This is a genomic window from Kutzneria chonburiensis (assembly GCF_028622115.1).
Taxonomy (GTDB): domain Bacteria; phylum Actinomycetota; class Actinomycetes; order Mycobacteriales; family Pseudonocardiaceae; genus Kutzneria; species Kutzneria chonburiensis.
On record NZ_CP097263.1, the window covers coordinates 7,792,728 to 7,816,097 of the forward strand.

At 70.2% G+C, this 23,370-nt stretch carries 24 protein-coding genes; 13 read left to right on the forward strand and 11 right to left on the reverse strand.

All coding sequences use genetic code 11. The features are described 5' to 3' along the window. The first annotated feature begins 46 nt into the window (after positions 1-46). From M3Q35_RS36055 to M3Q35_RS36080, 6 genes are all read left to right on the forward strand, one after another. Positions 47-1,147: an ABC transporter ATP-binding protein gene (locus M3Q35_RS36055; RefSeq protein WP_273937019.1), complete on the forward strand. Its 1,101-nt coding sequence runs from the start codon at positions 47-49 to the stop codon at positions 1,145-1,147. A gap of 96 nt (positions 1,148-1,243) precedes the next feature. Next, a complete protein-coding gene (locus M3Q35_RS36060; RefSeq protein WP_273937020.1) occupies positions 1,244-1,894 on the forward strand; it encodes a VanZ family protein in 651 nt (216 codons plus the stop codon). A gap of 202 nt (positions 1,895-2,096) precedes the next feature. After that, positions 2,097-2,993 (forward strand): metal ABC transporter solute-binding protein, Zn/Mn family, encoded by an 897-nt coding sequence (locus tag M3Q35_RS36065; RefSeq protein WP_273937021.1) that lies wholly within the window; start codon positions 2,097-2,099, stop codon positions 2,991-2,993. A 56-nt stretch (positions 2,994-3,049) separates the two neighbouring features. Then, positions 3,050-3,847, forward strand: a complete 798-nt coding sequence (locus tag M3Q35_RS36070) for a metal ABC transporter ATP-binding protein (RefSeq protein WP_273944607.1) — start codon at positions 3,050-3,052, stop codon at positions 3,845-3,847. A gap of 77 nt (positions 3,848-3,924) precedes the next feature. Then, entirely contained in the window at positions 3,925-4,797 is an 873-nt protein-coding gene (locus M3Q35_RS36075; RefSeq protein WP_273937022.1) for a metal ABC transporter permease, read from the forward strand. A 41-nt stretch (positions 4,798-4,838) separates the two neighbouring features. After that, on the forward strand, positions 4,839-5,411 hold the full coding sequence (locus M3Q35_RS36080) for a DUF1707 SHOCT-like domain-containing protein (protein WP_273937023.1): 573 nt from the start codon (positions 4,839-4,841) through the stop codon (positions 5,409-5,411). A gap of 54 nt (positions 5,412-5,465) precedes the next feature. Here M3Q35_RS36080 and M3Q35_RS36085 read toward each other — a convergent pair whose 3' ends face one another. Beyond that, positions 5,466-5,978 carry a hypothetical protein gene (locus tag M3Q35_RS36085; protein WP_273937024.1) on the reverse strand — a complete coding sequence of 171 codons (513 nt, stop codon included), beginning with the start codon at positions 5,976-5,978 and terminating at the stop codon, positions 5,466-5,468. Positions 5,979-6,015: 37 nt separating this feature from the next. Here M3Q35_RS36085 and M3Q35_RS36090 point away from each other — a divergent pair, with 37 nt between their 5' ends. From M3Q35_RS36090 to M3Q35_RS36105, 4 genes are read left to right on the forward strand one after another with little or no spacing between them, the layout of a single operon-like run. After that, entirely contained in the window at positions 6,016-6,429 is a 414-nt protein-coding gene (locus M3Q35_RS36090) for a carboxymuconolactone decarboxylase family protein (protein ID WP_273937025.1), read from the forward strand. A gap of 13 nt (positions 6,430-6,442) precedes the next feature. Further along, on the forward strand, positions 6,443-7,156 hold the full coding sequence (locus M3Q35_RS36095) for a hypothetical protein (RefSeq protein ID WP_273937026.1): 714 nt from the start codon (positions 6,443-6,445) through the stop codon (positions 7,154-7,156). After that, positions 7,153-7,953, forward strand: a complete 801-nt coding sequence (locus M3Q35_RS36100; RefSeq protein WP_273937027.1) for an alpha/beta fold hydrolase — start codon at positions 7,153-7,155, stop codon at positions 7,951-7,953. Before M3Q35_RS36095 ends, M3Q35_RS36100 begins: the two co-directional genes overlap by 4 nt. A 44-nt stretch (positions 7,954-7,997) precedes the next feature. Next, positions 7,998-8,459, forward strand: coding sequence for a nuclear transport factor 2 family protein (locus M3Q35_RS36105; protein WP_273937028.1), 462 nt, complete (start codon positions 7,998-8,000; stop codon positions 8,457-8,459). A 19-nt stretch (positions 8,460-8,478) separates the two neighbouring features. Here M3Q35_RS36105 and M3Q35_RS36110 read toward each other — a convergent pair whose 3' ends face one another. The 8 genes from M3Q35_RS36110 to M3Q35_RS36145 form a co-directional block, all read right to left on the reverse strand. After that, positions 8,479-9,033: a suppressor of fused domain protein gene (locus M3Q35_RS36110; RefSeq protein ID WP_273937029.1), complete on the reverse strand. Its 555-nt coding sequence runs from the start codon at positions 9,031-9,033 to the stop codon at positions 8,479-8,481. A gap of 17 nt (positions 9,034-9,050) precedes the next feature. Further along, a complete protein-coding gene (locus M3Q35_RS36115) occupies positions 9,051-10,484 on the reverse strand; it encodes an MBOAT family O-acyltransferase (RefSeq protein WP_273937030.1) in 1,434 nt (477 codons plus the stop codon). A 69-nt stretch (positions 10,485-10,553) separates the two neighbouring features. Then, positions 10,554-11,522 carry a 23S rRNA (guanosine(2251)-2'-O)-methyltransferase RlmB gene (gene rlmB / locus M3Q35_RS36120; RefSeq protein ID WP_273937031.1) on the reverse strand — a complete coding sequence of 323 codons (969 nt, stop codon included), beginning with the start codon at positions 11,520-11,522 and terminating at the stop codon, positions 10,554-10,556. Between the two features lie 11 nt (positions 11,523-11,533). Next, the gene (cysS, locus tag M3Q35_RS36125) at positions 11,534-12,916 is read right to left on the reverse strand and encodes a cysteine--tRNA ligase (protein ID WP_273937032.1); all 1,383 of its coding nucleotides are present in this window, start codon (positions 12,914-12,916) and stop codon (positions 11,534-11,536) included. A 75-nt stretch (positions 12,917-12,991) separates the two neighbouring features. Continuing rightward, complete coding sequence (locus tag M3Q35_RS36130) at positions 12,992-13,675, reverse strand: HAD family hydrolase (RefSeq protein ID WP_273937033.1); 684 nt, start codon at positions 13,673-13,675, stop codon at positions 12,992-12,994. A 97-nt stretch (positions 13,676-13,772) separates the two neighbouring features. Beyond that, positions 13,773-14,255 (reverse strand): 2-C-methyl-D-erythritol 2,4-cyclodiphosphate synthase, encoded by a 483-nt coding sequence (gene ispF, locus M3Q35_RS36135; protein ID WP_273937034.1) that lies wholly within the window; start codon positions 14,253-14,255, stop codon positions 13,773-13,775. Continuing rightward, the gene (ispD, locus tag M3Q35_RS36140) at positions 14,252-14,962 is read right to left on the reverse strand and encodes a 2-C-methyl-D-erythritol 4-phosphate cytidylyltransferase (protein ID WP_273937035.1); all 711 of its coding nucleotides are present in this window, start codon (positions 14,960-14,962) and stop codon (positions 14,252-14,254) included. The genes ispF and ispD overlap by 4 nt, the downstream gene beginning before the upstream one ends. Before the next feature lie 5 nt (positions 14,963-14,967). Further along, a complete protein-coding gene (locus tag M3Q35_RS36145) occupies positions 14,968-15,456 on the reverse strand; it encodes a CarD family transcriptional regulator (protein WP_043719844.1) in 489 nt (162 codons plus the stop codon). A 253-nt stretch (positions 15,457-15,709) separates the two neighbouring features. Here M3Q35_RS36145 and M3Q35_RS36150 point away from each other — a divergent pair, with 253 nt between their 5' ends. The 3 genes from M3Q35_RS36150 (at position 15,710) to M3Q35_RS36160 (ending at position 19,017) form a co-directional block, all read left to right on the forward strand. Then, entirely contained in the window at positions 15,710-16,417 is a 708-nt protein-coding gene (locus tag M3Q35_RS36150; protein WP_273937036.1) for a hypothetical protein, read from the forward strand. 243 nt (positions 16,418-16,660) lie between these two features. Next, a complete protein-coding gene (gene radA / locus M3Q35_RS36155; RefSeq protein WP_273937037.1) occupies positions 16,661-18,043 on the forward strand; it encodes a DNA repair protein RadA in 1,383 nt (460 codons plus the stop codon). A gap of 74 nt (positions 18,044-18,117) precedes the next feature. Then, complete coding sequence (locus M3Q35_RS36160; RefSeq protein ID WP_273937038.1) at positions 18,118-19,017, forward strand: MBL fold metallo-hydrolase; 900 nt, start codon at positions 18,118-18,120, stop codon at positions 19,015-19,017. A gap of 199 nt (positions 19,018-19,216) precedes the next feature. On the opposite strand, the gene otsB is transcribed toward M3Q35_RS36160, so the two are convergent. Together otsB and M3Q35_RS36170 are read right to left on the reverse strand one after the other, a co-directional pair. Further along, positions 19,217-21,751, reverse strand: a complete 2,535-nt coding sequence (gene otsB, locus M3Q35_RS36165) for a trehalose-phosphatase (RefSeq protein ID WP_273937039.1) — start codon at positions 21,749-21,751, stop codon at positions 19,217-19,219. A 70-nt stretch (positions 21,752-21,821) separates the two neighbouring features. Then, the gene (locus tag M3Q35_RS36170; protein ID WP_273937040.1) at positions 21,822-23,249 is read right to left on the reverse strand and encodes an alpha,alpha-trehalose-phosphate synthase (UDP-forming); all 1,428 of its coding nucleotides are present in this window, start codon (positions 23,247-23,249) and stop codon (positions 21,822-21,824) included. Between the last annotated feature and the right edge of the window lie 121 nt (positions 23,250-23,370).

Below are 23,370 nucleotides of genomic sequence, written 5' to 3' on the forward strand. Positions count from 1 at the left end.
TCGGGTTACTTTGTCGTCACACGTTTCGCAGTGAAAGGGACCACACATGGCCGAGGTCGCCTACGTCAGTGCCTCCCGGGTGTTCGCCGGGAACCCGCCGGTGCGCGCGGTCGACCAGCTGGAACTCGATGTCGCTGACGGTGAGTTCCTGGTGCTGGTCGGGCCGTCCGGCTCGGGCAAGTCCACCGCCCTGCGCATGCTCGCCGGTCTGGAGGACGTTGACGAGGGCGCCATCAAGATCGGCGGCAAGGACGTCACCAACGTGCCGCCGAAGGGCCGCGACATCGCCATGGTGTTCCAGTCCTACGCGCTGTACCCGCACATGACGGTCGCCGAGAACATGGGCTTCGCGCTCAAGCTGCGCGGCACGCCCAAGCAGGAGATCAAGGACAAGGTCGCCGAGGCGGCCAAGATGCTGGACCTGACCAAGTACCTGGACCGCAAGCCCAAGGCCCTGTCCGGTGGTCAGCGTCAGCGTGTCGCCATGGGTCGCGCCATCGTGCGCGAGCCCTCCGTCTTCCTGATGGACGAGCCGCTGTCCAACCTGGACGCCAAGCTCCGCGTGGAGACGCGCGCCAACATCGCCGCCCTCCAGCAGCGACTCGGCACCACCACCATCTACGTCACGCACGACCAGGTCGAGGCCATGACCATGGGCGACCGCGTCGCCGTGCTCAAGGACGGCCTGCTCCAGCAGTGCGCCTCGCCGCGTGAGCTGTACGACCGCCCGGCCAACGCCTTCGTGGCCGGCTTCATCGGCTCGCCCGCGATGAACCTGAAGACCGTGCCGCTGACCGCCGAGGGCGCCCAGCTGGACGGCCTCACCGTGCCGCTGACCCGCTCCGCCCTGGACAAGGCGTCGACCGAGGGCCTCAAGGAGGTCACCTTCGGCGTCCGGCCCGAGACGCTGCGGCTGGCCGGCAGCGACGAGGACGGCATGGAGCTGACCGTCGAGCTGGTCGAGGAGCTCGGCGCCGACGCGTACGTCTACGGCTCGGTGCGCATCGGCGGCTCGCCGGAGCGCTTCATCGTCCGCGTCGACGGCCGCACGCCGCCGGCCTTCGGCCAGACCGTCAAGGTCGCCGTGCGCGACACCAGCGAGGTGCACCTCTTCCACCCGGAGAGCGGCGCCCGCCTGGAGGTCTGAAACTTTCACGCACGTGTGGGGCCCGCCCGGGTTGCTGGGGCGGGCCCCACACGTATGCCGAACAACCGGTGCGCGGGGCTCGTCGTCTGACCTGACATGCGCACCCTCTACCGGGACGGCTTCGACTACTTCCTGTCGAAGCCCGACGTCACCGCGGCCCTGCTGGTCGGCGGCCTCGTGCTGGGGGCGTTGGCGCTGGTCGCGGCCCACCTGTTCCGCTGGAACAAGCCGGCATCGGCGCTGGCCGGCGTGAGCCTGGCGCTGGCGTTGTCGGTGACGCTGGTCCGGCCGTACTGGGGCGATGTCCGGCTCGGCGACCCGCTGCGGATGTGCGTGCCCGGCCACTTCTCGGTGACCGCCGGCGAGGCGCTGCTGAACTTCGTGATGCTCATGCCGCTCGGCTTCTTCGGCGTGCTGGCGACCAAGCGGCCGCTGCTGGTGGCGATGGGCTGTGTGTCGGTGAGCGCCGGCATCGAGATCACCCAGGCCATGTTCGAGCTGGGCGTGTGCGACGGCCAGGACTTCATGAACAACAGCGTCGGCGGCGTGTTGGCCACGCTGGCCGGCTGGCTGCTCCTGCTGGCCGTCGGCCGCAACCGGCGTCGCCAGCAGCCCCCGCCGCCGCCCAGCCGTCCGGGCTACGGCCCGACCCGTTCGGGGTGGCTGGTGCAGGCCGACCGCGAAACCGTGCCGCTGGCCCGCCACGAGCAGGACACCGTGGCCATCGGGGCGTGGCGCAGGCCGTAACCGCCCGACTGCGGCGAAGAACACACCGCACAGCACCGGCAGGTCTCCGACCTGCCGGTTCTTCGGTCTTGGCGGGGCGGACCACCCGTCCAGGTGATAACGATTTTCACTCCAACGAGGAAGTTGATCACTCTTCTCGCTTACGCTGCACACGACAACGGTTTCCATTACACGATCTTTCACGCGGTCGAGGGGTGCGCTGATGACGGTCCGTTTCCGGTGGGCAGGTGTGGCCGCGCTGGCCATGGCGGCGGTGACCGCCACGGCATGCGGCAGCGGCTCGGCCGCCCCGGCCGACGGCAAGATCAAGGTCGTCGCGTCGACCGACGTGTGGGGCAGCGTGGTCAAGGCCGTCGGCGGCGAGGACGTGGCCGTCACCTCGATCATCGACGACCCGACCAAGGACCCGCACGACTACGAGGTCAAGCCGGCCGACACCGCCGCGGTGGCCGGCGCGCAGCTGCTGGTGTCCAACGGCATCGGCTACGACGAGTTCTTCACCAAGGCGGTCTCCACCGTCGGCAAGGGCAAGCCGAGCGTGGTGGCGTTCGAGGTCTCGGGCAAGCAGCAGACCGCCGACACCAACGAGCACCTGTTCTACGACCTGCCGACCGTGAAGAAGGTCGCGGACAAGATCGCCGCCGACCTCGGTGGCATCGACAGCACCAAGAAGGCGGCCTTCGACGCCAACGCCAAGGCGTTCGACACCAAGATCGACGGGCTGATCGCCCGGATCGGGCAGATCCCGCCCGGCAGGAAGGTCGTCGTCACCGAGCCGGTGGCCAACTACCTGCTGACCGCCGGCACCATCACCGACGCCACCCCGAAGGCGTTCGAGGAGGCCGTCGAGGCCGGCACCGACATCCCGGTGGCTGCGGTCGCCGAGGCCACCGCGCTGATCACCGACCGCAAGGTGGACGCGCTGGTCAACAACGCCCAGACCGAGACCGACCTGACCAATCAGCTCAAGGCCAAGGCCGCGGCGGCCAGCATCCCCGTCGTGGACGTGACCGAGACGCTGCCCGCCGGGACGACCGACTACGTTGGTTGGATCGGCAAGGAGGTCGACGCCCTATCGAAAGCGCTCGCGAAGCAGTGACGACTGACGCGCTCGTCGACGCCGCCCCGGTCAGTGCGCCGGCGGCGGCGCTGCGCATGCGCGGGGCCCGGCTCGCCTACGGCAGCCGTGTCCTGTGGGACGGGCTCGACCTGGACATCAGGCCGGGCGAGTTCCTGGCCGTGCTCGGCCCCAACGGCTCCGGCAAGACCAGCATGCTGCGGGTGCTGCTCGGCCAGCAGCCGCTGTCGGCCGGCGAGGTGTCCATCGCCGGCAGCCCGCCCGGCAAGGCCAATGCCAAGATCGGCTATATCCCGCAGCAGCGGTCCATCGACCCCAACCTGACCTTGCGCGGCCGCGACCTCGTCGGGCTCGGCCTTGACGGCCACCGTTGGGGTCTCGGCCTTCGTGGCCGAGCCGAGCGCCGGCTGCGCGTCGCCGCCGCGTTGGCCGAGGTCGGCGCCAGCGACTACGCGGACCATCCGGTCGGGCTGCTCTCCGGCGGCGAGCAGCAGCGGCTCCGGGTGGCGCAGGCCCTGGTCGGCGATCCCCAGCTCCTGTTGTGCGACGAGCCCCTGTTGTCGTTGGACCTCGCCCACCAGCGAGTCGTCAGCGACCTCATCGACGCCCGCCGCCGCGCCGCGGGGACGGCGGTCCTGTTCGTGACCCACGAGATCAACCCCGTGCTGCCCCTGGTGGACCGGGTGTTGTACCTGGTCAACGGCCGCTTCCGGATCGGCACCCCGGACGAGGTCATGACCTCCGAGAACCTGTCCGAGCTGTACCGGACGCCGGTGGACGTGTTGCGGGTGCGGGGGCAGATCGTGGTGGTCGGCGCGCACCAGGAGTCCCACCACTGCGCGGAGACCACGCCATCGCCGGAGGTTCGGCCGTGACGGCTGACCGCACCGCCTCGGCCCGCCCGGTCGCCCCGGCCCTGTCGCTTGCCCTGCGTCGGGAGGCGCGGCCCTAAATGTCCGACTACATCTCCACCACCCTCATCCTCCTTCCCTTCGTCGGCACCGCCCTGGTCGCCGCCGCCGTGCTGGGGGTGCTGGCCGGGGTGCTGGGGCCGCTGATCGTCACCCGCAACATGGCGTTCTCCGTGCACGGCACCAGCGAGCTGGCGCTGACCGGTGGCGCGGCGGCGCTGCTGGCCGGCATCAACGTCGGCTACGGCTCGCTGATCGGCGCGGTGGTCGCGGCGGTGATCCTGGGGCTGCTCACCCGCAAGGTGTCCGAGCACGACTCCGTCATCGGCGCGGTGCTGGCCTTCGGGCTGGGCGTCGGCGTGCTGCTGCTGTCCTTCTACGAAGGCAACTCGGCCAACAAGTTCGGCCTGCTCATCGGCCAGATCGCCAGCGTCGACTCGGGCAGCCTGGTGCTGCTGATCAGCGCGGCGGTCGGGGTGCTGGTGGTGCTGGCGCTGATCTACCGGCCGCTGCTGTTCGCCAGCGTGGACGCCGAGGTGGCAGCCGCGCGCGGTGTCCCGCTGCGGATCCTGTCGCCGGTGTTCGCCGTGCTGGTCGGCGTGGCCACGGCCCTTGGCGTGCAGACGGTCGGCTCGCTGCTGGTCCTGTCGTTGATGATCACGCCGGCGGCCGCGGCGTCCCGCGTGACGGCGTCGCCGGTGGTGGCGACGGTGCTGTCGATCGTGTTCGCGGAGCTGGCGGTGCTCGGCGGCATCGTGCTGTCGCTGGTGCCGGGCAAGCCGGTGAGCGCGTTCGTCACGGCCATCTCGTTCCTCATCTACCTGATCTGCCGGCTGGTCGGCGTGCTGCGGGCGCGGCGGATCGGCAGCGGACGGGGGATGGCCTCGGCCCACCTGGCGGTTGGCAGCTCCTGATTCCCGGGAGAAGACCGGCGGATTCGTACTAGCGTTGAGCCATGACTGACCCGGGCAGCCTGAGAGTGTCCAACGTCGAGCGGGAGCGGGCCGGCGTGCTGCTGCAGGACGCGCTGGACCAGGGGATGATCACGATCGACGAGTACGGCGAGCGCAGCGCGATCGCCGCGTCGGCCAAGATCCGCGACGACCTGACCGCGGTGCTGGCCGACCTGCCGACCGCCGTGCAGAACGGCGTCGTGGCCCTGACCTCGCCGGCCCCGGTCGACGCCGAGCGGCCGCTCGAGCTCAACGCCGGCATGGGCAACGTGAACCAGGTCGGCGAGTGGGTCGTGCCGAGCCGGATCAACGCCCGCTGCTCGATGGGCAACGTGAAGATCGACTTCAGCGCCGCCGTCTGCCGGCACCGGGATGTGTGGCTGCACGCCGAGTGCGGCTGGGGCCATATCAAGGTGCTGGTGCCGCGCGGCTGGACCGTGGTGGTCGAGTCGGTGTCGGTCGGCAGCGGCCGGCTCGTCAACAAGGTCAACGAGCCGGGTCTGCCCCATCTGCCCGTGCTGCACGTCGAGGGCAGTGTGAGCGCCGGCGACATCAAAATCCGTTACGCCCACTGATACTTGTCGAGTCCACTGTGGTCAGTGGTCGCCATCGCCCTTGGGGTGCAAGGGTCAGGCGTTCTGGCAGGCCCGGGCGTAGGCGCTGGTCAGCTTGAGCGTTGCCGGCATCGACGGGCGAGCCGGCCATACCTGCACCAGGTATTCGTCGACGATCTCGTCCTCGTGCTCGTCGGCCGTGTCCAGGTCGTGGCCCGCGTCCATTCCCCTTGCGTGGTAACGCAATCGGTGATTGCCCGGGCCCTTGGGCAGCGCGCCCAGCGGGTGGCTGTCCTCGCCCGCCCACTCGACGAGGTGCAGTTCGTCCTCGGTCGGCACGAAGTCGATCTCCACCACGTCCTCGTAGCGCTCCAGCTGCGCGCCCGGGTCGGCCGCCGCCACGTCGACCCGGATGCCGACGTGGCCGGTGTGCAGGCCGGTGAGCAGGATCGCCTCGCCGCCGTAGACCCCGACGATGCCGACCGGGTTCGCGGTGAAGCAGCGGTCCCAGTCCGGGCTGCCGTGGGGGTTTCCGCTGAGGTAGAGCTGGCCGTCGTGGATCCAGACGTGACCGTCGAACGCCATCACCGCATGATCCTAATGGGTGACGCCGTATGGTGGGCCTATGACCGAGCATGAAGATCGACAGGCCCGGTACGACCGGGGGATGGCAGTGTTCAACGAGGTCAGCGGGGGACAGGGCCAGGCCGTCATCGACTCGCTCGCCGACGTGTCGCCCGAGCTGGCGCACCAGACCATCGCCTGGGGCTTCGGCGAGATCTACCGCCGGCCGCAGCTCGTGCCGCGGGATCGGCAGCTTGTCACCATCGGCATGCTCACCGCGCTTGGTGGCTGCGAGGCCCAGCTGCGGGTGCACGTCAACACCTCGCTCAACGTCGGGCTCACCCCGGCCGAGATCGTCGAGGCCATGCTCCAGGCCGCCGGCTACTGCGGTTTTCCCCGTGCCCTCAACGCCACCGCCGTCGCCAAGGAGGTCTTCGCCGCCCGCGGACTGCTTCCCGTCGACACCGGCGAGTGACTACCGTTGGCCGGTGCTGGAATTCCTGCAACCGCTGGTCGACCTGATCGCCAAGGCGTTGCCGGCCCTGGCCAAGCGCCGGGAGCGTGACGAGGCCGCCAAGCTCGGCGCCGAGCTCTTCCTGCTCTACGTGCAGTGCAACGAGGCCCTCATCCAGGGCGAACGCATCGTGCTCGCCCTGGAGAGCTATCTCGTGCGGCGGGACGGCCGCCGCAACTTCCAGACCGGCCTGCTGTCCATGGTCCAGGAGCAGTCGCGCAACCTCGGCGGCGTCGCCGGACGGCTGCGTGACTTCCAGTTCGAGTTCCACGTGCTCGGCGGCGACTCGTACCGCGAGCTGCTGCTCCTGACCGACCAGAAGGCCAACGTCCTCCAGGCTTTGACCGGCGTGATCGAGCAGCAACAGTTACCGCTGCGGTCCACCGGCCTGTTCATCGACGGCGGCGTCCTGACACCGGGCGTCGAGCGGTCAATCGCGCAGCGCGTGAACCTGCGACACCAGCTCGCGGCCGAACTGGCGGCGAGCGCCTTGCCCCTGGACCGGCCGTGGGACCAGGACACGCCGGCCGTGATCGAGCACTACCTCGCCATCCGCAAGCCTCGCGAGGAGCTCGAACGGATCCGGGTCTCGCTGGAGAAGATCCGAACGGCGTTGCTGGCCAACTTCACCCTCGGCGACATCCTGCTCCGCGCCGGTGACCCTCGCGCCCACCGCAGCCGCCGATGATGTTCACCGAGAGCCATGTGCCGGTCGGCCCCGACGTCACCCTTTTCGTCGCGCGGACCGCGTCCGCCGCCGGCACGCCCCTGCTCGTCGTGCACGGTGGTCCCGACTGGGACCACACCTATCTACGCGATCCCTTGTACCGCTTGGCCAACGTCGTGCTGCCCGACCTTCGCGGCTGCGGCCGCTCCACCCGTGACCTGCCGCCTCACCGCTACACCTGGGACGCCGTCGTCGCCGACCTGCTCGCTCTGCTCGACGCCCTCGGCATCGTGCGGACCGATGTCCTCGGCTTCTCCACCGGCGGCTTGATCGCCCAGCGCCTCGTCCTCACCGCCCCACACCGCTTCCGCCGCTTGGTCGTCGCCTCTTCCAGCGTGCTCCCCGTGCCGCCGGGGCCGCCTCGGGACGTCGTCCCGCACGGACTCGAAGGCGCCGAGGCCAACCGTGCCGACGCCGTCGCCGCGGCACCCGTCGAGGTCTGGCGGGACGAAGCCCGTGCCGACTACCTAGCCCGCGTCGCCGCCGTCCGCTTCTCCGGCGACTGGTGGTATCCGTGGACCGCCGGCACCCTCCCACCCGTCCGCGTTCCCGACGCCGCCGCGCGCCTCGCCGACCTCGGGCTCCCCATCCTCTTGCTGCACGGCCGCCAGGACATGACCTTCCCCGCCTTCCTCGCCACCGAAGCCGCCGCCCTCAACCCCGCCGCTCGCGCCGTGATCCTCGACGACGCCGCCCACGCCGCCCACATCGACCAGCCCGACGCCTGGATCGCCGCCCTCACCGAGTTCCTGGACTGACCGAACAGCGTCCCGCCGGCCGACGGACTGGCCACACTGGGGCGATGTACCAGGATCTGATCACTCGGCTGGAGCGGATCGAGGCCGAGCTGGCGCTGCATCGGCTGGCCCAGCAGTACTGCGTCGCGGCCGATCACCGTGACCTCGCGCTCTGGCGTGAGGTGTGGACGCCGGAGGCGGTGTGGGAGACCAGCGCCGAGCCCGACTACATCTTCACCAGCATCGACGCCATCTGTTCCGCGGTGCAGCGGCAGTGGGAGACCTTCCCGGTGATGCAGCACGGCACCGTGAACCACATCGTCGACATCGGCTCGGGTGTGGCGACCGGCCGCTGCGATGTGATCGTCCACGTACAGCTGCCGGACTGCAGCTGGATCACGGGCGGCGGCTCCTACACGGACGAGTATCGGTGGCACGACGGCCGGTGGCGGATCGCCCGGCGCGCGGTGACAGGGGCCTTCGACATCGGGCCTCTGCCGCCGATGCCCGCCCCGCCTGATGCCTGACGCCAGAAGTGGCGACGACCTACAGAACCACGCTCGCGCGGGCCAGGTCGGTCAGATCAGGGTTCTGCTGCACGAACAGGTCTTCCAACGCCGGCCAGCCGTGCTCGGTGGCGAACCGGGCCTCCGCGTCGGTGAGGGGGATCAGCCACGTCAGCACGACCGGGGCCGCGGGCGTGTCGCACACGGCGAAGTCATCCGGCAGATAGACCGGCGCGGCGGCGACCAACGCGGTCATCCCGGTGTCCGGGAACAGGACTCCGCGCGGGCCAAGCACTTCGCCGCGTCCCAGCCCTCGCCCTCGTCCCAGCAGCTCCGCCGCGACCTGGAACAACACGCCGGCGAGATTGCCCGGCTGGCGCGTCGTCGGAACGTGCATCAGCAGCTCCTGATGGAGGCCGCCCTGCCCCAGGTGGTGGTTCGACAGGCCAAGCGTTGCCGACGTCGTCACCCCGGCAAAGGGCGCGCCGTCGCCGAAGTGGACGACTTGCACCCCGTTCGGAGTCGAGTCGTCGCCCCGAACCCCGGCCTCGATCGGCCCGAGAAAACGCTCCAGATGATCTGGCAGGTCGGTCACGGCCCCATCCTCGCAAGTCAGAACTGGTAGTAGAGGAAAGGGCTGAAGGTGCCGGAGGCCAGGAGGATGGCGGCGTAGGGGAGACCGAGGATCATCACGGCGGCGCGCAGGGCTACGGCGGGGCGGGTGCGGGCGGACTCGAGGAAGCGGCCGGTGGCGGGGCGGGCGGGCATGAGGATGATGAGCAGCGCGAGGAGCAGGACCAAGGTGCGCTGGTGGTTGAGGGTGGGGCCGACGACGTCGCCGAGGCCGGCGAAGTCGGGGATGAGCATGTGGCCCATCATGACCATGGCCTGACCGAGGTCGGGGGCCCGGAAGAGGACCCAACCGAAGACGACCAGGATGAGGGTGCTGGCGCGGCGAAGTAGGCGCTGCCAACGGATGTCGGGAGCCTTGCCGGTTTCGAGGCCACGCTCGATGACGAGCAGAGCACCGTGATAGAGGCCCCAGATCAGGAAAGTCCAGTTGGCGCCGTGCCAGAAACCGGTGAGCACGAAGACGATCCCGAGATTCCGGTACGTCTTGGCCACGCCATGGCGGTTGCCGCCCAACGGAATGTAGACGTAGTCACGGAACCAACGGGACAAGGACATGTGCCACCGTCGCCAGAACTCGGTGACGGTGACCGAAGAATAGGGGCGGGCGAAGTTCTCGGGCAGGCGGAAACCGAGCATTCGTCCGAGACCGATGGCCATGTCGGAATAGCCGGAGAAGTCGAAGTACAGCTGGAGGGTGTACGCGATCGCACCGAGCCAGGCGATGGCGAAGGTCATGTCGTGCGGCGAGGTGTCGAAACACGTGGCGACGACCGGACCGAGCTGGTCGGCGACGATGACCTTCTTGGTCAGGCCCAGGGCGAACCGCGGGAAGCCGGCGGCGAAGTCGTCGAGCCGGTGAAAACGTTGCTGCGGCAACTGATCGGCGATCTCCCGGTACCGCACGATCGGCCCGGCGACCAACTGCGGGAACATCGCGATGTAGGCGATGAACGCCACCGGATTGCGCGACGCGGCCCGCTCGCCGCGGTGGATGTCGACCAGGTACGAGATGTGGTGGAACGTGTAGAAGGAGATGCCGATGGGCAGCGCGACCTGCGCCACCTGCACGCCGCCGCCGAACAGCCGAGCCAGGTTGTCGGCCTGCTCGGTGAGGAACCCGGCGTACTTCCACACGACCAGCGCGGCCAGGTTGATCGCGATCACACCGGCCAGCACGACCTTGCGGTCGTTCTCACCCAGCTTGCTCCGCGCCGGCTCCAACACCATGCCGGCCAGGTAGTTCACGGTCATGCTGCACAGCAACAGCAACGTGGTCGGCCCGGCGCCGGCGGCGTAGAAGAAAAGGCTGGCCACGGCGACCACACCGTTGCGCCAACCGCGTGGCGTCACGAGCACGGCCAGCAGCACGACCGGCACGAAGTACCACAGGAAAAGCGGGCTGACGAAGTTCATCCTCGGCCTCGGGTGAGGGACGCTGGCGGTCGACCCTAACCCAAGACCGAGCGGCCGATCGGCCGAACGTCAGATCCGGCCGGCCGCCCGCCGACGCCGGGCCACCTCGGCCAGCACGACGCCGGCCGCCACGGACGCGTTGAGCGACTCGACACCAGCGGCCATCGGGATGGACACCGTCTGGTCGCACGTCTCCTTCACCAGCCGGGAGAGCCCGCGCCCCTCCGAGCCGACGACGACAACGAGCGGACCGGTGGCCAGCTCGAGTTCGTCGGAGGAGATCGTCGCGTCGGCGTCGAGGCCGATGATCATGAGCCCCTCGGACGCCCAGTCCTTCAGCGTCCGCGTGAGGTTGGTGGCCACGGCGATCGGCATCCGGGCGGCGGTGCCGGCGCTGGTCCGCCAAGCCACGGCGGTCATGCCGGCGCTGCGCCGCTGCGGCAGCAGCACGCCCTGCGCGCCGAACGCGGCGGCGGAGCGCACGACGGCACCGAGGTTGCGCGGGTCGGTGACGCCGTCCAACGCGACCAGCAGCGGCGGCTCGCCGCTGTCCTGGGCCTGCTTGAGCAGCTCGTCGGGGTGCCGGTACTCGTACGGCGGCACCTGGAGGCCGAGGCCCTGGTGCATGGCGCCGGCGGTGATCCGGTCCAGCTCGCCGCGGGCCACCTCCAGCACGGAGATGCCCCGGTTGCCGGCCAGCTTGATCGACTCGGACACGCGCTCGTCGGCGTCGATGCCGATGGCCACGTACAGCGCGGTGGCCGGCACGCCGGCCCGCAGACACTCGACGACCGGGTTGCGGCCGGCGACCGTCTCGGCCGAGCTGCCAGCGCGCTTGGCCCGCTTCTGCTGGTCTTCCTTGCGCGCGGCAGCGGCGTTGGCCTTGCGCTGCGCCGGATGCCCGGTGCGCTCGGACGCCTTGGGCGTCGGGCCCTTGCCCTCGAGGCCCTTGGAACGCTGGCCACCCGAGCCGACGACGGCGCCCTTCTTCGTGCCAGTCTTGCGCATGGCGCCGCGCCGCTGGGAGTTACCGGCCATCAGTCAAATCCTCACAAGCTCCACTTAGGACCGCCGGGGGTGTCCTCGACGGTGACGCCGGCCTTGGACAGCCGGTCGCGCAACAGGTCCGCGGTCGCGAAGTCGCGCTCCGCCCGGGCCCGCTGCCGTTCTTCCAGCAGGTGGCCGACGAGCACGTCGAGCGCCTGCTGCATCGAATTGTCCGCTGTGGACGATCGGGACCACTGCTCGGACAACGGATCCATGCCCAGCACGCCCATCATCGCGCGCACGGAGCCGGCCGCGCCGCGGGCCGCCTCCTGGTCACCGGCGTCCAGCGCCACGTTGCCCTCGCGCACGGTGCTGTGCACCGCCGCCAGCGCGGCCGGGGTGGCCAGGTCGTCGTCCATCGCGGTGGTGAAATCGGCGCACAGCACGCCCGGCTCAACGTTGCCGGTCTGCTGCACCACGCGCTGCACGAAGTTCTCGATCCGCCCGTACGCCGACACGGCCTCGTCCAGCGCCGGGTCCGAGTACTCGATGGTCGACCGGTAGTGCGGGCCGACCAGGTAGTACCGCAGCTCGACCGCCCTGGCCTTGGTCAGCATGGCCGGGATGGACATGACGTTGCCGAGCGACTTGGACATCTTCTCGCCGCTCATGGTCACCCACGACCAGTGCATCCAGTACCGGGAGAACGGGTCGCCGGCCGCACGGGACTGGGCCTGCTCGTTCTCGTGGTGCGGGAACACCAGGTCGAGCCCGCCGCCGTGGATGTCGAACTCCGGGCCCAGGTAGTACGTGGACATGGCCGAGCACTCCAGGTGCCAGCCGGGCCGTCCCGGGCCCCACGGCGTCGGCCAGGACGGCTCGCCCGGCTTGGCGCTCTTCCACAACGTGAAGTCGCGGTGGTCGCGCTTGCCGGTGGCGGCCGACTCGCCTTGGGCGACCTCGTCCATCTTCTGCCCCGACAACGCGCCGTACTCCGGGAACGAGGCGACCGAGAAGTACACGTCACCGTCGGCGGCGTAGGCGTGCCCGCGGTCGATCAGCCGCTGCATCAGCTCGATCATCTGCGTGATGTGCCCGGTGGCCCGCGGCGAGATGGACGCCGGCAGGCAGCCCAGCACGTCGTAGGCATCCAGGAACTCGCGCTCGTGCGTGGCCGCCCACTCCCACCAGGGGCGACCGGCCTCGGCGCTCTTGGTCAGCACCTTGTCGTCGATGTCGGTGACGTTGCGCACGTGCAGCACATCAGTGCCGTCGTGTTCGAGCCAGCGCCGCAGCACGTCGAAGTTGACCGCGCCCCGGATGTGTCCCAGATGCGGCGCGCCCTGCACGGTGGCCCCACACTCGTAGATCGACACGGTTCCACTGCGCGCAGGCTGGAACGCCCGCAGACTGCGGGTCGCGGTGTCGTAGAGGTGAAGGCTCACACGCAAATGGTACGCACGACCGCGCGCCCATTACATTCGCCCAGGTCAAAGCCGAGAAGGAACGAAGAGCCCCGGTCAGATGCCGTAAGCGGACAGCGCCGCGAGCAGCGCGTCCGGCCGCTCGGCCGTGGGCAGCGGGTCGACGATGGCCACCGAGCAGCCCAGCGCCGCCGCGCCGCCGTCGGCCTCCTCGCTGTCGCCGACCATCAGCGTCCGGGCCGGCTCGAGGCCCAGCCGCGCGCAGGCGCCGGCGAAGATCTCCGGCTCCGGCTTGACGTGACCCTCCACATAGGACATCACGATCTCGTCGACCAGCTCGGCGATGCCGTGCTTGGACAGCACCGGACGGATGTCCCAGCCGATGTTGCTGACCACGGCGCTGCGCAGTCCGGCGTTGCGCACGGCCCGCAGCGCCGGCAGCACGTCCGGGTACGGCACCCAGTTCTCGGCGTCCAGCATCCGCCGGTAGACGATCTCCGCGGCGCCGGAGGGCAGGCCGGCGGCCCGCAGCGCGGCGGTGTAGACGGTGTGGTGCACATCGGTGTCGAGGTCGCGGCGGTGCCACGCCTCGTGCAGCTCCGGCGGCAGGCCCTCGGAGACGCCGACCGGCGCGGTGAGCCGGCGCATCAGCTCGACCTGGTCGGTGATCTCCAGCGGCGCGCCCGCGTCGTCCATCAGGCCGTCCAGCACACCGGAGCCGAACTCGAGGCGGCACAGCGTGCCGGAGAAGTCGAACAGGACACCTTGGATGTCAGCCACGACACCAACGTAGTTGTCCGGACCACCTTGACCCAAGCGAAAGTGACGCGGCCATCGTCGTCCACAGTGGACAGTGACGGTGTGTTTCGCGGCGGTGTCAGCCCGCGGTCGCAACGACCAACGCGGTAGCCACCGCGGCGATGCCCTCGCCGCGTCCGGTGAGCCCGAGGCCGTCGGTCGTCGTGCCGGACACCGAGACCGGACCGCCGACCACGTCCGAGAGCACCTGCTGCGCCTCGTCCCGACGCTTGCCGATCTTGGGACGGTTGCCGATCACCTGCACCGCGGCGTTGCCCACGGTGAAGCCGGCCTCGTCCAGGCGTCGGCGGACCTCGGTGAGCAGTGTCACGCCGCTGGCCCCGGCCCACTTCGGATCACCGGTGCCGAACACCGCGCCGAGGTCGCCCAAGCCGGCTGCGGACAGCAGCGCGTCACACAGCGCGTGCGCGGCGACGTCGCCGTCGGAGTGGCCCTCACAGCCGTCGACGTCCGGCCAGTGCAGCCCGGCCAGCCAGCAGTCGCGGCCGGCCTCGATGGGGTGCACGTCGGTGCCGATGCCGACGCGGGGGAGGAAACTCACAGCTGGGCTCCTGAGAACAGCGCCTCGGCAACCACCAGGTCGAACGGTGTGGTGATCTTCAGCGCGTGCGGGTGGCCGGCGACCGTGGCGACGGGCTCGCCCAGCCGCTCGACCAGACCGGCGTCGTCGGTCACCGGGGCATCCTGCTGATCATGGGCTCTTCGGAGCAAATCGACGTCGAAGCCCTGCGGGGTCTGCACAATTCGCAGTCGCGACCGATCCGGGGTGGCGACCACATGTCCGTCGACGTCGACCTGTTTGACCGTGTCCGTGACCGGCAGCACGGGAATCACCGCCGGCGCACCGGCCTTCACGGCGTCGACGACCGCTCGGACGACCTCCGGGGGCGTGAAACAGCGGGCCGCGTCGTGCACGAGGACGACGCGAGTGTCGGGATGAATGGCAACGGCCTCGTCGAGGGCGAGCCGGACCGAATCGGAGCGCTCTTCACCGCCGGGCACGACACGGACGGTGGGACCGAACTCACTGAGCGCGTCCAGGACCACGTCCACCATGTCCGGTGGCGCAGCGACGATCACCTGGTCGACACAGCCGGCGGCCAGCAGGCCGCGCACGGCGTGTACCAGAAGGGGAGCCCCGCACACGGGGACCAGCGCCTTCGGGATGGGGGCGCCGAGACGTACTCCCCGGCCGGCCGCGGGCACGAGCGCCACCACGCGCGCGTCCGCGGCCACCGGAGTGTTCAACGAATTCAGGATGCGGTAGCGAGGACCTCGTCCAGCAGGACCTCGGCCTTGTCTTCGTCAGTTCCTTCAGCCAGTGCGAGCTCACTGACCAGTATCTGCCGTGCCTTGGCCAACATGCGCTTCTCGCCGGCGGACAGCCCGCGGTCCTTCTCGCGTCGCCACAGATCACGCACCACTTCGGCCACCTTGTTCACGTCGCCGGACGCGAGCTTCTCCAGGTTGGCCTTGTACCGCCGGGACCAGTTGGTCGGCTCCTCGGTGTGGGGAGCACGCAGGACCTCGAAGACCCGGTTGAGCCCGTCCTGGCCCACGACGTCCCGCACACCCACGATCTCGGCGTTGTCTGCGGGCACGCGGACCGTCAGGTCGCCCTGGGCGACCTTGAGGACGAGGTACTTCTTCTCCTCGCCCTTGATAAGACGGGTCTCGATCGCTTCGATGAGAGCGGCACCGTGGTGCGGGTAGACGACGGTCTCTCCGACCTTGAAAACCATGTGTCCTCTGCCCCTTTCGCTGACCCCAGCTTAACACGTCCGGCAACTCGCGCGCCTCGGGCCGAAGATCCGTTACCGCAGGTCAGCGGCCGCACGGGGGTTGACAAACCCCGATTAGGCGTGCTGCCACCCCGTGGTCGATCCACTGTGGACAACACGAACGGGCACCGTGTGCGCGGGCCGTTCCGGGCTGTGGTTAGGCTTCGGGCCACGTGTCGGAGTTTCAGGTGCGCCAAGGAAGGATCCCGCCACAGTGAGCAGCGCTGAGCAGAACCTGATCACGCGACTGCGCCTGCTTCCCGTAGTGCTGGGGATCGGCGCCGCCATCGTGGTGTCGGGATGCAGTGCGGGCCAGATCACCCAGACCGACACCCAGGTGCCGGCCGTCAACGGGTCGATGGGCACGGTCAAGCAGATCGCGGTGCGTGACGTCCGGCTGGCGTTCCCCGCCGGCAAGACCTACTTCAGCAAGGGCGAGAACGCGTCCCTGCTGGTCACCATCGCCAACTCCGGCCAGGCCGACGACAAGCTGGTCAGCGTCAGCAGCCCCGATTTCGGCTCCGGCGCCCAGATCGTCGGCGACGCCACTATCCCGGGCTTCCACGCCATCTCGGCCACCGAGACCGCCGTCGCGCCGGTGACCACCACCACCACCACGACCGCCACGTCGACGACCGGCACGTCCACCACGGGCACCTCGACCACCGGCACCTCCACGACCGGCACGTCGACCACGGGCACGTCCACCACCGGCACGTCGACCTCGACGTCGGCCACCGCGACCACCACCAGCGCGCCCGCGCTGCCCATCGGCAGCATCCGGATCCAGCTCGTCGGCCTCACCGCCGACAAGCTCGTGCCCGGTCAGACCGTGCGGGTCACCTTCACCTTCGCCAACTCCGGCGACCTCACCCTGAACGTCCCGATCGCGGCCAGCCCGCACCCGCGCGACGACAAGTGAGCTGTGACATGGCGCCGCCTCCGGCGGCGCGGCGAGGCCGCTCGTGACCGGTGCCTTCGCTTGCCGGATTTAGCCCGCCGCATCCACTCGGATGGGTGGGCGCGTCGAGTGGCGGCGGGCGAAATCCGCCAACCGCTCCAGGCACCGGCGCGGCCTCGCGTCCACATGACGACAAGGCCCCGGCAGCCCCGCTGCCGGGGCCTTGCTCATGGAACTGTCAGACCTCGCCGCTAGCGTTGGCGCGTGGTCAAGAACGCGAAGCCGGCGAAGGCCAGTTATCGGTGCGCGGAGTGCGGCTTCGAGGTCGCCAAGTGGGTGGGACGCTGCCCGGAGTGCCAGGCCTGGGGCACGGTGGAGGAGCGCGCGCCGGCGAGGGCGGGACTGGCGCGGATCGCGGCGGGGGCGCCGACTTCGCCGGCCAGACGCATCTCCGAGGTCGACGTCGAGGAGAGCAAGGCGCGGCCGACCGGCGTGGATGAGCTGGACCGCGTGCTGGGTGGCGGCATCGTGCCGGGGGCGGTGGTGCTGCTGGCGGGCGAACCCGGCGTGGGCAAGTCGACCCTGCTGCTGGAGGTGGCCCACCGCTGGGCGGAGAAGGGCGACAGCGGCCCGGTCCTCTACGTCACGGGCGAGGAGTCGGCCGGCCAGGTTCGGCTGCGCGCGGAACGCACGGGCAACCTGCACCCGGAGATCTTCCTGGCGGCGGAGAGCGACCTGTCGGCGGTGCTGGGCCACGTCGACGAGGTGAAGCCGGGCCTGATGATCGTGGACTCGGTACAGACGGTCCAGTCGACCGAGGACACTGGTGTGGTCGGCGGCGTGACCCAGGTCCGGGCGGTGGCCTCGGCGGTGATCGCGCTGGCCAAGGAGAACGCGCTGCCGGTCGTCCTGGTGGGCCACGTGACCAAGGACGGCTCGATCGCGGGCCCGCGCGTCCTTGAGCACCTGGTGGACGTGGTGCTTCAGTTCGAGGGCGACCGGCACAGCACATTGCGGCTGGTCCGAGGGGTGAAGAACCGGTACGGCCCGGCCGACGAGGTGGGCTGCTTCGAGCTGCGTGACGACGGCATCGTGGGGGTGCCGGACCCGTCGGGCCTGTTCATGAACCGCAAGGACGTGGGCGTGGCCGGCACGGCGGTGACGGTGGTGATGGAGGGCAAGCGCCCGCTGCTGGCGGAGGTGCAGGCCCTGGTGTCGAAGACGGGCCTGCCGGCCCCGCGCCGCGCGGTGAGCGACCTGGACTCGGCCCGGCTGGCGATGATCCTCGCGGTGCTGGAACGACGCGGCCGGGTGCGGCTGACCGACCAGGACGTGTTCTCCGCCGCGGTCGGCGGCATGCGCATCACCGAGCCCGCGGCCGACCTCGCCATCGCGTTGGCGGTCGCCTCGGCCACGGTCGACGCGGCGCTGCCGGCGGACGTGGTCGCGGTGGGCGAGGTCGGCCTGGCCGGAGAGATCCGGCGGGTCACCGGCGTCGGGCGGCGCCTGGCCGAGGCGGCTCGGCTGGGCTTCACCCGGGCGCTGGTCCCGCCGGACTCCGGCCCCCTGCCCCCGGAGATCCGGGCCCTGGTCGTCACCGACCTGGCGGCGGCCCTGCAGGTGCTCTACGACGTGGCGAAGAAGTGAGCGGCGGGGTCGTCTTTCCCGGCTGAGTGTCGCCATCGGCGGCTGCCAGCGGAAACGGCTGGGAGACTGAGCCCATGTCGCATTCCCCGTTGGTGCACGCACTCGGCTCGGCCACGCACGCCTACGAGCAGCCGACCGGTGGCTGGTTCCTGAACAACGCCGGCTGGGTGACCGGCAGCGAGTCCACGCTCGTGGTCGACACGCTGGCCACCGAGGCCCGCACGGCCGCGTTGCTGGCGGCTGTCCGTGCGGAGAGCGGGCACGACGGCGCTCAGCTGATGGCCGCGATCACTCACTGGCACGGCGACCATGCCCATGGGGCCAACCAGATCCACGACGCCGGCGGCACGACCGTCACCACGGGGCACTCGGCCGCGATGATCGCGGCCGGACCGCACCTGTTCGAGCAGGTCTTCGCGTTCGACGGCTGGGGCGACGTGACGCCGCCGAAGATCGACTTCGTGGTGTCCGAGCCGACGACCTACGACCTCGGCGGGGTCACCGTCGACCTGCTGCCGGTGCCGTGGGTCGCGCACACCGAGGGCGATCTCGTGGTGCACGTGCCCTCTGACGGCGTGCTGTTCACGGGCGACCTCGTGTTCGTCGGCGTCGTGCCGCTCGTGATGGCCGGCACCGCCGCGGGCTGGATCCAGGCCCTCGATTGGCTGCCCACACTGGAGCACCGGCACCTCGTGCCCGGCCACGGCCCGATGCAGGGCGCCGACTCCACGGCCATCGCCGACCTGCGCGAGTACCTGAGCTGGCTGCTCGACGTGACGGCGGTGGACTCGCCGGACTTCGCCGCCCTCGACGCGCAGGCCCGTGAGCGCTGGGCGGCCTGGTCGGAGCACGAGCGGCACGCCGTCAACCTGATCAAGACGCACGCCGACCAGCACGGCCGGGTGGCCGACGTCCCGACCATGGCGATGGCCATGCTCAAGCCCTTCGGCGGCCCGATCAAGCTCGACATCTGAGTTGTGCACAGTGATCCACAGTTGTGCACAACCTCTGTGCACAACCCTGTGGACAACTCCAGAAACCGGCCGCGGCGGCCACCGCGGAGTCGATCACGGAACGTAGTTTCGGCCGCGAAAGACCCGCTCCGAAATGCGGTGAAGGGGTCCTTCCTGACGTTCAACGTCAGGAAGGACCCCTTCCAAGCATCACTGCGTGTTACGAGTGCTTGGCCAGTAGCTGGGCACAGCGGATCAGGCCGAGGTGTGAATAAGCCTGGGGATGGTTGCCCAGCGAGCGCTCCGCGATGGGGTCGTACTCCTCGGGCAGCAGCCCGGTCGGACCGGCGCAGTCGACGAGCTGCGCGAACAGCTCCTCGGCCTCGGTGCGCCGGCCGGACATGAGGTACGCCTCGATCATCCACGCCGCGCAGAGATGGAAACCGCCCTCGTCGCCCGGCAGGCCGTCGTCGCGGTGGTAGCGGTAGACGGTCGACCCGGAGCGCAGCTCGGCCTCGATCGCGGTGACCGTGGACTGGAAGCGCTCGTCGGTCGGGTCGATCAGGCCGGTCAGGCCGACGTGCAGCGAAGCGGCGTCGAGGTCGGTGCCGTCGTAGGCGGTGGTGAAGGAGCCGACCTCCTCGTTCCAGCCGTTCTTCAGCACGTCGGTGGCGATGGCCTCACGCAGCGCCGGCCAGGACGGGTCGAGCTCACGCCCGTAGCCCTCGGCCAGCCGGATCGCCCGGTCGATGGTCATCCAGCACATGACCTTCGAGTAGACGTTGTGCCGCGGTGCGTGCCGCTCTTCCCAGATGCCGTGGTCGGGCTCGTGCCACCGGCGCGACACGGCCTCGGCCATGGCCTGCACCATGCGCCAGTCGTCGTCGGTGAGCTTGCCCCGCGCCTCGGTCAGCTGGGCGACGAGGTCGACCACCGGGCCGAACACGTCCAGCTGCACCTGCTGGTTGGCCAGGTTGCCGACGCGCACCGGCCGCGAGCCGGCATAGCCGGGCAGCGTGTCGATGACGGCCTCGGGACCGAGCGTGGTGCCGTGCAGCGTGTACAGCGGGTGCAGCCGCTCCGGACCGGGCAGCGTGTCCAGCACGCGGTGCACCCAGCCGAGGTAGGCCTCGGCCTCGCTGGTGGAACCCAGCGACACCAGGGCCTGCGCGGTCAGCGCCGCGTCACGCAGCCAGCAGTAGCGGTAGTCCCAGTTGCGGACGCCGCCGATCTCCTCGGGCAGCGACGTGGTGGCCGCGGCCATGATCGAGCCGGTCTCGGAGTGCACGAGCCCGCGCAGCGTGAGCGCCGAGCGGACCACGAGCTCCTTCTCCACCGGCGGCACGGTGAGCGTCTCCACCCACTCCGACCAGTACCGGCCGCTGCGGGCCCGCCGCTCCGACTCGCTGACCGGGTTGGGCGACAGGTCGTCGGTGCCGCAGCGCAGCTCCAGCACGACCGGGGCGTCGGGGCCGGGCGAGACGATGGCGGTCGCCGTCTCGTGCTGGCCGTCCGAGCTGATCTCCCAGGTCACGCCGGGGGAGCGCAGCACGATCGGGTCGCTGGTGCCGACCACGCGCAGGCCGTCCTCCTCGGCGACCAGGGCCACCGGCACCTGCCCGAACTCGGGTCGCGGCGCGAACTCGATCTTCGCGGTGGTCGCGCCGGAGATGACCCGGGTCAGGTCGGTGCGGTGCGGCGCGCTGTAGTGGTCCAGGTAGTCCGTGACCAGCAGCCGCGACCAGCGCGTCTCCACGGTCATCGTGTTCGGCAGGTAGCGCTGACCCAGCGGCAGGCCGTTGCGCTCCGGCTTGATCGAGAACACGCCCGCGCCGGGACCGCCGAGCAGGTCGGCGAACACCGCGGCCGAGTCCGGCTCCGGGTGGCACAGCCAGGTGATCTTGGCGTCCGGCGTCACCAGGGCCACCGAACGCTCGTTGGCCAGCATCGACAGCCGCTCGATCGGCGGCGCCTGCTCGCCGTAGAGCCAGGTCCGGCGCTCTTCCAGCAGGAAGGCCAGCACGGTGGCCACGGCGACCGTGTCGGTGATCTTGTAGCCGGCCAGGGTCTCGCCGTCGCCGACGTGGATGCCCAGGTCGGGGCCGGTGAGCCGGGCGAACGCCTTCTCGTCGGTGACGTCGTCGCCGATGAACACGGCGGCGGTCGCGCCGACCTGGTGGCGCAGCACGTCCAGGGCGTGGCCCTTGTCGGTCTGCACCACGGCCAGCTCGATCACCGCTTTGCCTTCGGTGACCTGCACGCCGTCCCAGGTCGCCGGGCCGGAGCGGACCTCGGCCAGCACCCGCTCGCCGATGTCGGCGGCGGCGCGGCGCACGTGCACCGCGATGCTGGCCGGCTTGGACTCGAGGTGCACGCCCTCGGCGTCCGCGACCAGTTCCTCCAGGGTCTGCTCGATGCGGCGGTGCAGCGCCTTGGCCTCGGCGTCCAGCGCGTGCACGAAGCCCACGTCGAACTCGGAGCCGTGGCTGCCGACCAGGTGCACTTCACCGGGCAGGCGCGACAGTGTCGCAAGGTCGCGCAACGCGCGACCACTGATCACCGCCGCGGTGGTCTCGTGGAGTCCGGCCAGCGAACGCAGCGCACCGACCGACTCGGTGGACGGTCGGGCTTGCTCGGGGTCGGAAACGATCGGGGCGAGCGTTCCGTCGTAGTCACACGCGACGAGCAGCCGCGGCGTTCGTGCGAGCTGCACGATGGCGCGACGGAGCTCCGCGGGGAGGGCCTCGGCGGTCAACGCGCCTCCTCCTCAGGCTTTCGGGGGATTCGGGGTATTCAAGTGTGGGCCACACCGGTCGTGAATTGGGTCAGTTCGGCGACGCGGATCCGAGAGCCTCGAGGAACGACCGCGCCCAGCGGTCGACGTCATGGGTCAGGACCTGACGGCGCAGAGCGCGCATCCTACGGCGACCCTCGGCCGGATCCACGGTGAGGGCGGCGTACAACGAGTTCTTCACACCGTCCAGGTCGTGCGGGTTGACGAGGAACGCGCTGGTGAGCTCCGACGCCGCGCCGGCGAACTCGCTGAGGACCAGTGCCCCGCCGAGGTCGTATCGGCAGGCCACGTACTCCTTGCAGACCAAATTCATACCATCTCGGACAGGCGTCACGACCATCACGTCCGCCGCGCTCATGAACGCGCACAGTTCCCGCCGGTCCACCGATTGGTGCAAATAGTGCACGGCAGGGTGACCGACCCGGGCGAACTCGCCATTGATTCGGCCAACCACCTGTTCGATCTCGCCGCGCATCTGTTTGTAGTGCTCGACGCGTTCCCGGCTCGGCGTGGCCAGCTGCACCATCACCGTGTCCTCCGCAGTGATGCGCTCCTCGGCCAGCAGCTCGTGCAGGGCGTGCAGCCGCACGTCGATGCCCTTGGTGTAGTCGAGCCGGTCGACCCCGAGCATGATCCGTTTGGGGTTGCCCAGCTCCTCGCGGATCTGCTTGGCCCGGGCCTGGGTCTCCCGGCTGCGGGCGATCGCGTCCAGGCCGGCGGCGTCGATGGAGATCGGGAAGGCGCCGACCCGGACCGTGCGGTCACCCACCTGAACGACACCCGGACGGGTACGCACGCCGACCGCGCCGCGGCTGGGCTCCAGCCCGACCAGCCGGCGGGCCAGCCACAGGAAGTTCTGCGCGCCGCCCGGCCGATGGAAGCCGACCAGGTCGGCGCCGAGCAGGCCGCGGATGATCTCGGTCCGCCACGGCAGCTGCATGAACAGCTCGACCGGCGGGAACGGGATGTGCAGGAAGAAGCCGATCCGCAGGTCGGGACGCTGTTCACGGAGCAGCTGCGGCACCAGTTGGAGCTGGTAGTCCTGCACCCACACGGTCGCGCCCTTGGCCGCGATGGACGCGCAGGCGTCGGCGAACCGCCGGTTGACCTTGACGTAGCTCTCCCACCAGGACCGGTCGAACACCGGCGGGGCCACCACGTCGTGGTAGAGCGGCCACAACGTGCCGTTGGAGAAGCCTTCGTAGTAGTCGCGGACCTCGGCGGCCGACAGGCCGACCGGGTGCAGCCGCAGGCCCTCCTCCTCGAACGCCTCCACCTCGGCGTCGGCGATGCCGGGCCAGCCGACCCAGGCGCCGCTGCGCGACCGCAGGAACGGTTCGAGCGCGGTGACCAGGCCGCCGGGGCTGTGTTTCCAGCGCTGGGTGCCGTCCTCCATGCGTTCCAGGTCGACCGGAAGCCGGTTGGCGACGACGATGAAATCCGAGCCACTGGTGCTCAACGGGGTGACGCCTCCTCGACAGGTGCTCGCGGTGCGGCCTTCCGAGGCTAACCAGCTTCGGCCGAAGGCGCGTCCTGCCGACGGGGCTACCCGCAGTGGCGACCGTCACCCGGGCCTGGAG

Excerpts from the sequence above, each read along its gene's own strand:
- M3Q35_RS36055 (WP_273937019.1), top strand. The coding sequence starts at position 47 with ATGGCCGAGGTCGCCTACGTCAGTGCCTCCCGGGTGTTCGCCGGGAAC.
- M3Q35_RS36060 (WP_273937020.1), top strand. The coding sequence starts at position 1,244 with ATGCGCACCCTCTACCGGGACGGCTTCGACTACTTCCTGTCGAAGCCC.
- M3Q35_RS36065 (WP_273937021.1), top strand. The coding sequence starts at position 2,097 with ATGACGGTCCGTTTCCGGTGGGCAGGTGTGGCCGCGCTGGCCATGGCG.
- M3Q35_RS36070 (WP_273944607.1), top strand. The coding sequence starts at position 3,050 with ATGCGCGGGGCCCGGCTCGCCTACGGCAGCCGTGTCCTGTGGGACGGG.
- M3Q35_RS36075 (WP_273937022.1), top strand. The coding sequence starts at position 3,925 with ATGTCCGACTACATCTCCACCACCCTCATCCTCCTTCCCTTCGTCGGC.
- M3Q35_RS36080 (WP_273937023.1), top strand. The coding sequence starts at position 4,839 with ATGACTGACCCGGGCAGCCTGAGAGTGTCCAACGTCGAGCGGGAGCGG.
- M3Q35_RS36090 (WP_273937025.1), top strand. The coding sequence starts at position 6,016 with ATGACCGAGCATGAAGATCGACAGGCCCGGTACGACCGGGGGATGGCA.
- M3Q35_RS36100 (WP_273937027.1), top strand. The coding sequence starts at position 7,153 with ATGATGTTCACCGAGAGCCATGTGCCGGTCGGCCCCGACGTCACCCTT.
- M3Q35_RS36105 (WP_273937028.1), top strand. The coding sequence starts at position 7,998 with ATGTACCAGGATCTGATCACTCGGCTGGAGCGGATCGAGGCCGAGCTG.
- M3Q35_RS36115 (WP_273937030.1), bottom strand. The coding sequence starts at position 10,484 with ATGAACTTCGTCAGCCCGCTTTTCCTGTGGTACTTCGTGCCGGTCGTG.
- rlmB (WP_273937031.1), bottom strand. The coding sequence starts at position 11,522 with ATGGCCGGTAACTCCCAGCGGCGCGGCGCCATGCGCAAGACTGGCACG.
- M3Q35_RS36145 (WP_043719844.1), bottom strand. The coding sequence starts at position 15,456 with ATGGTTTTCAAGGTCGGAGAGACCGTCGTCTACCCGCACCACGGTGCC.
- M3Q35_RS36160 (WP_273937038.1), top strand. The coding sequence starts at position 18,118 with ATGTCGCATTCCCCGTTGGTGCACGCACTCGGCTCGGCCACGCACGCC.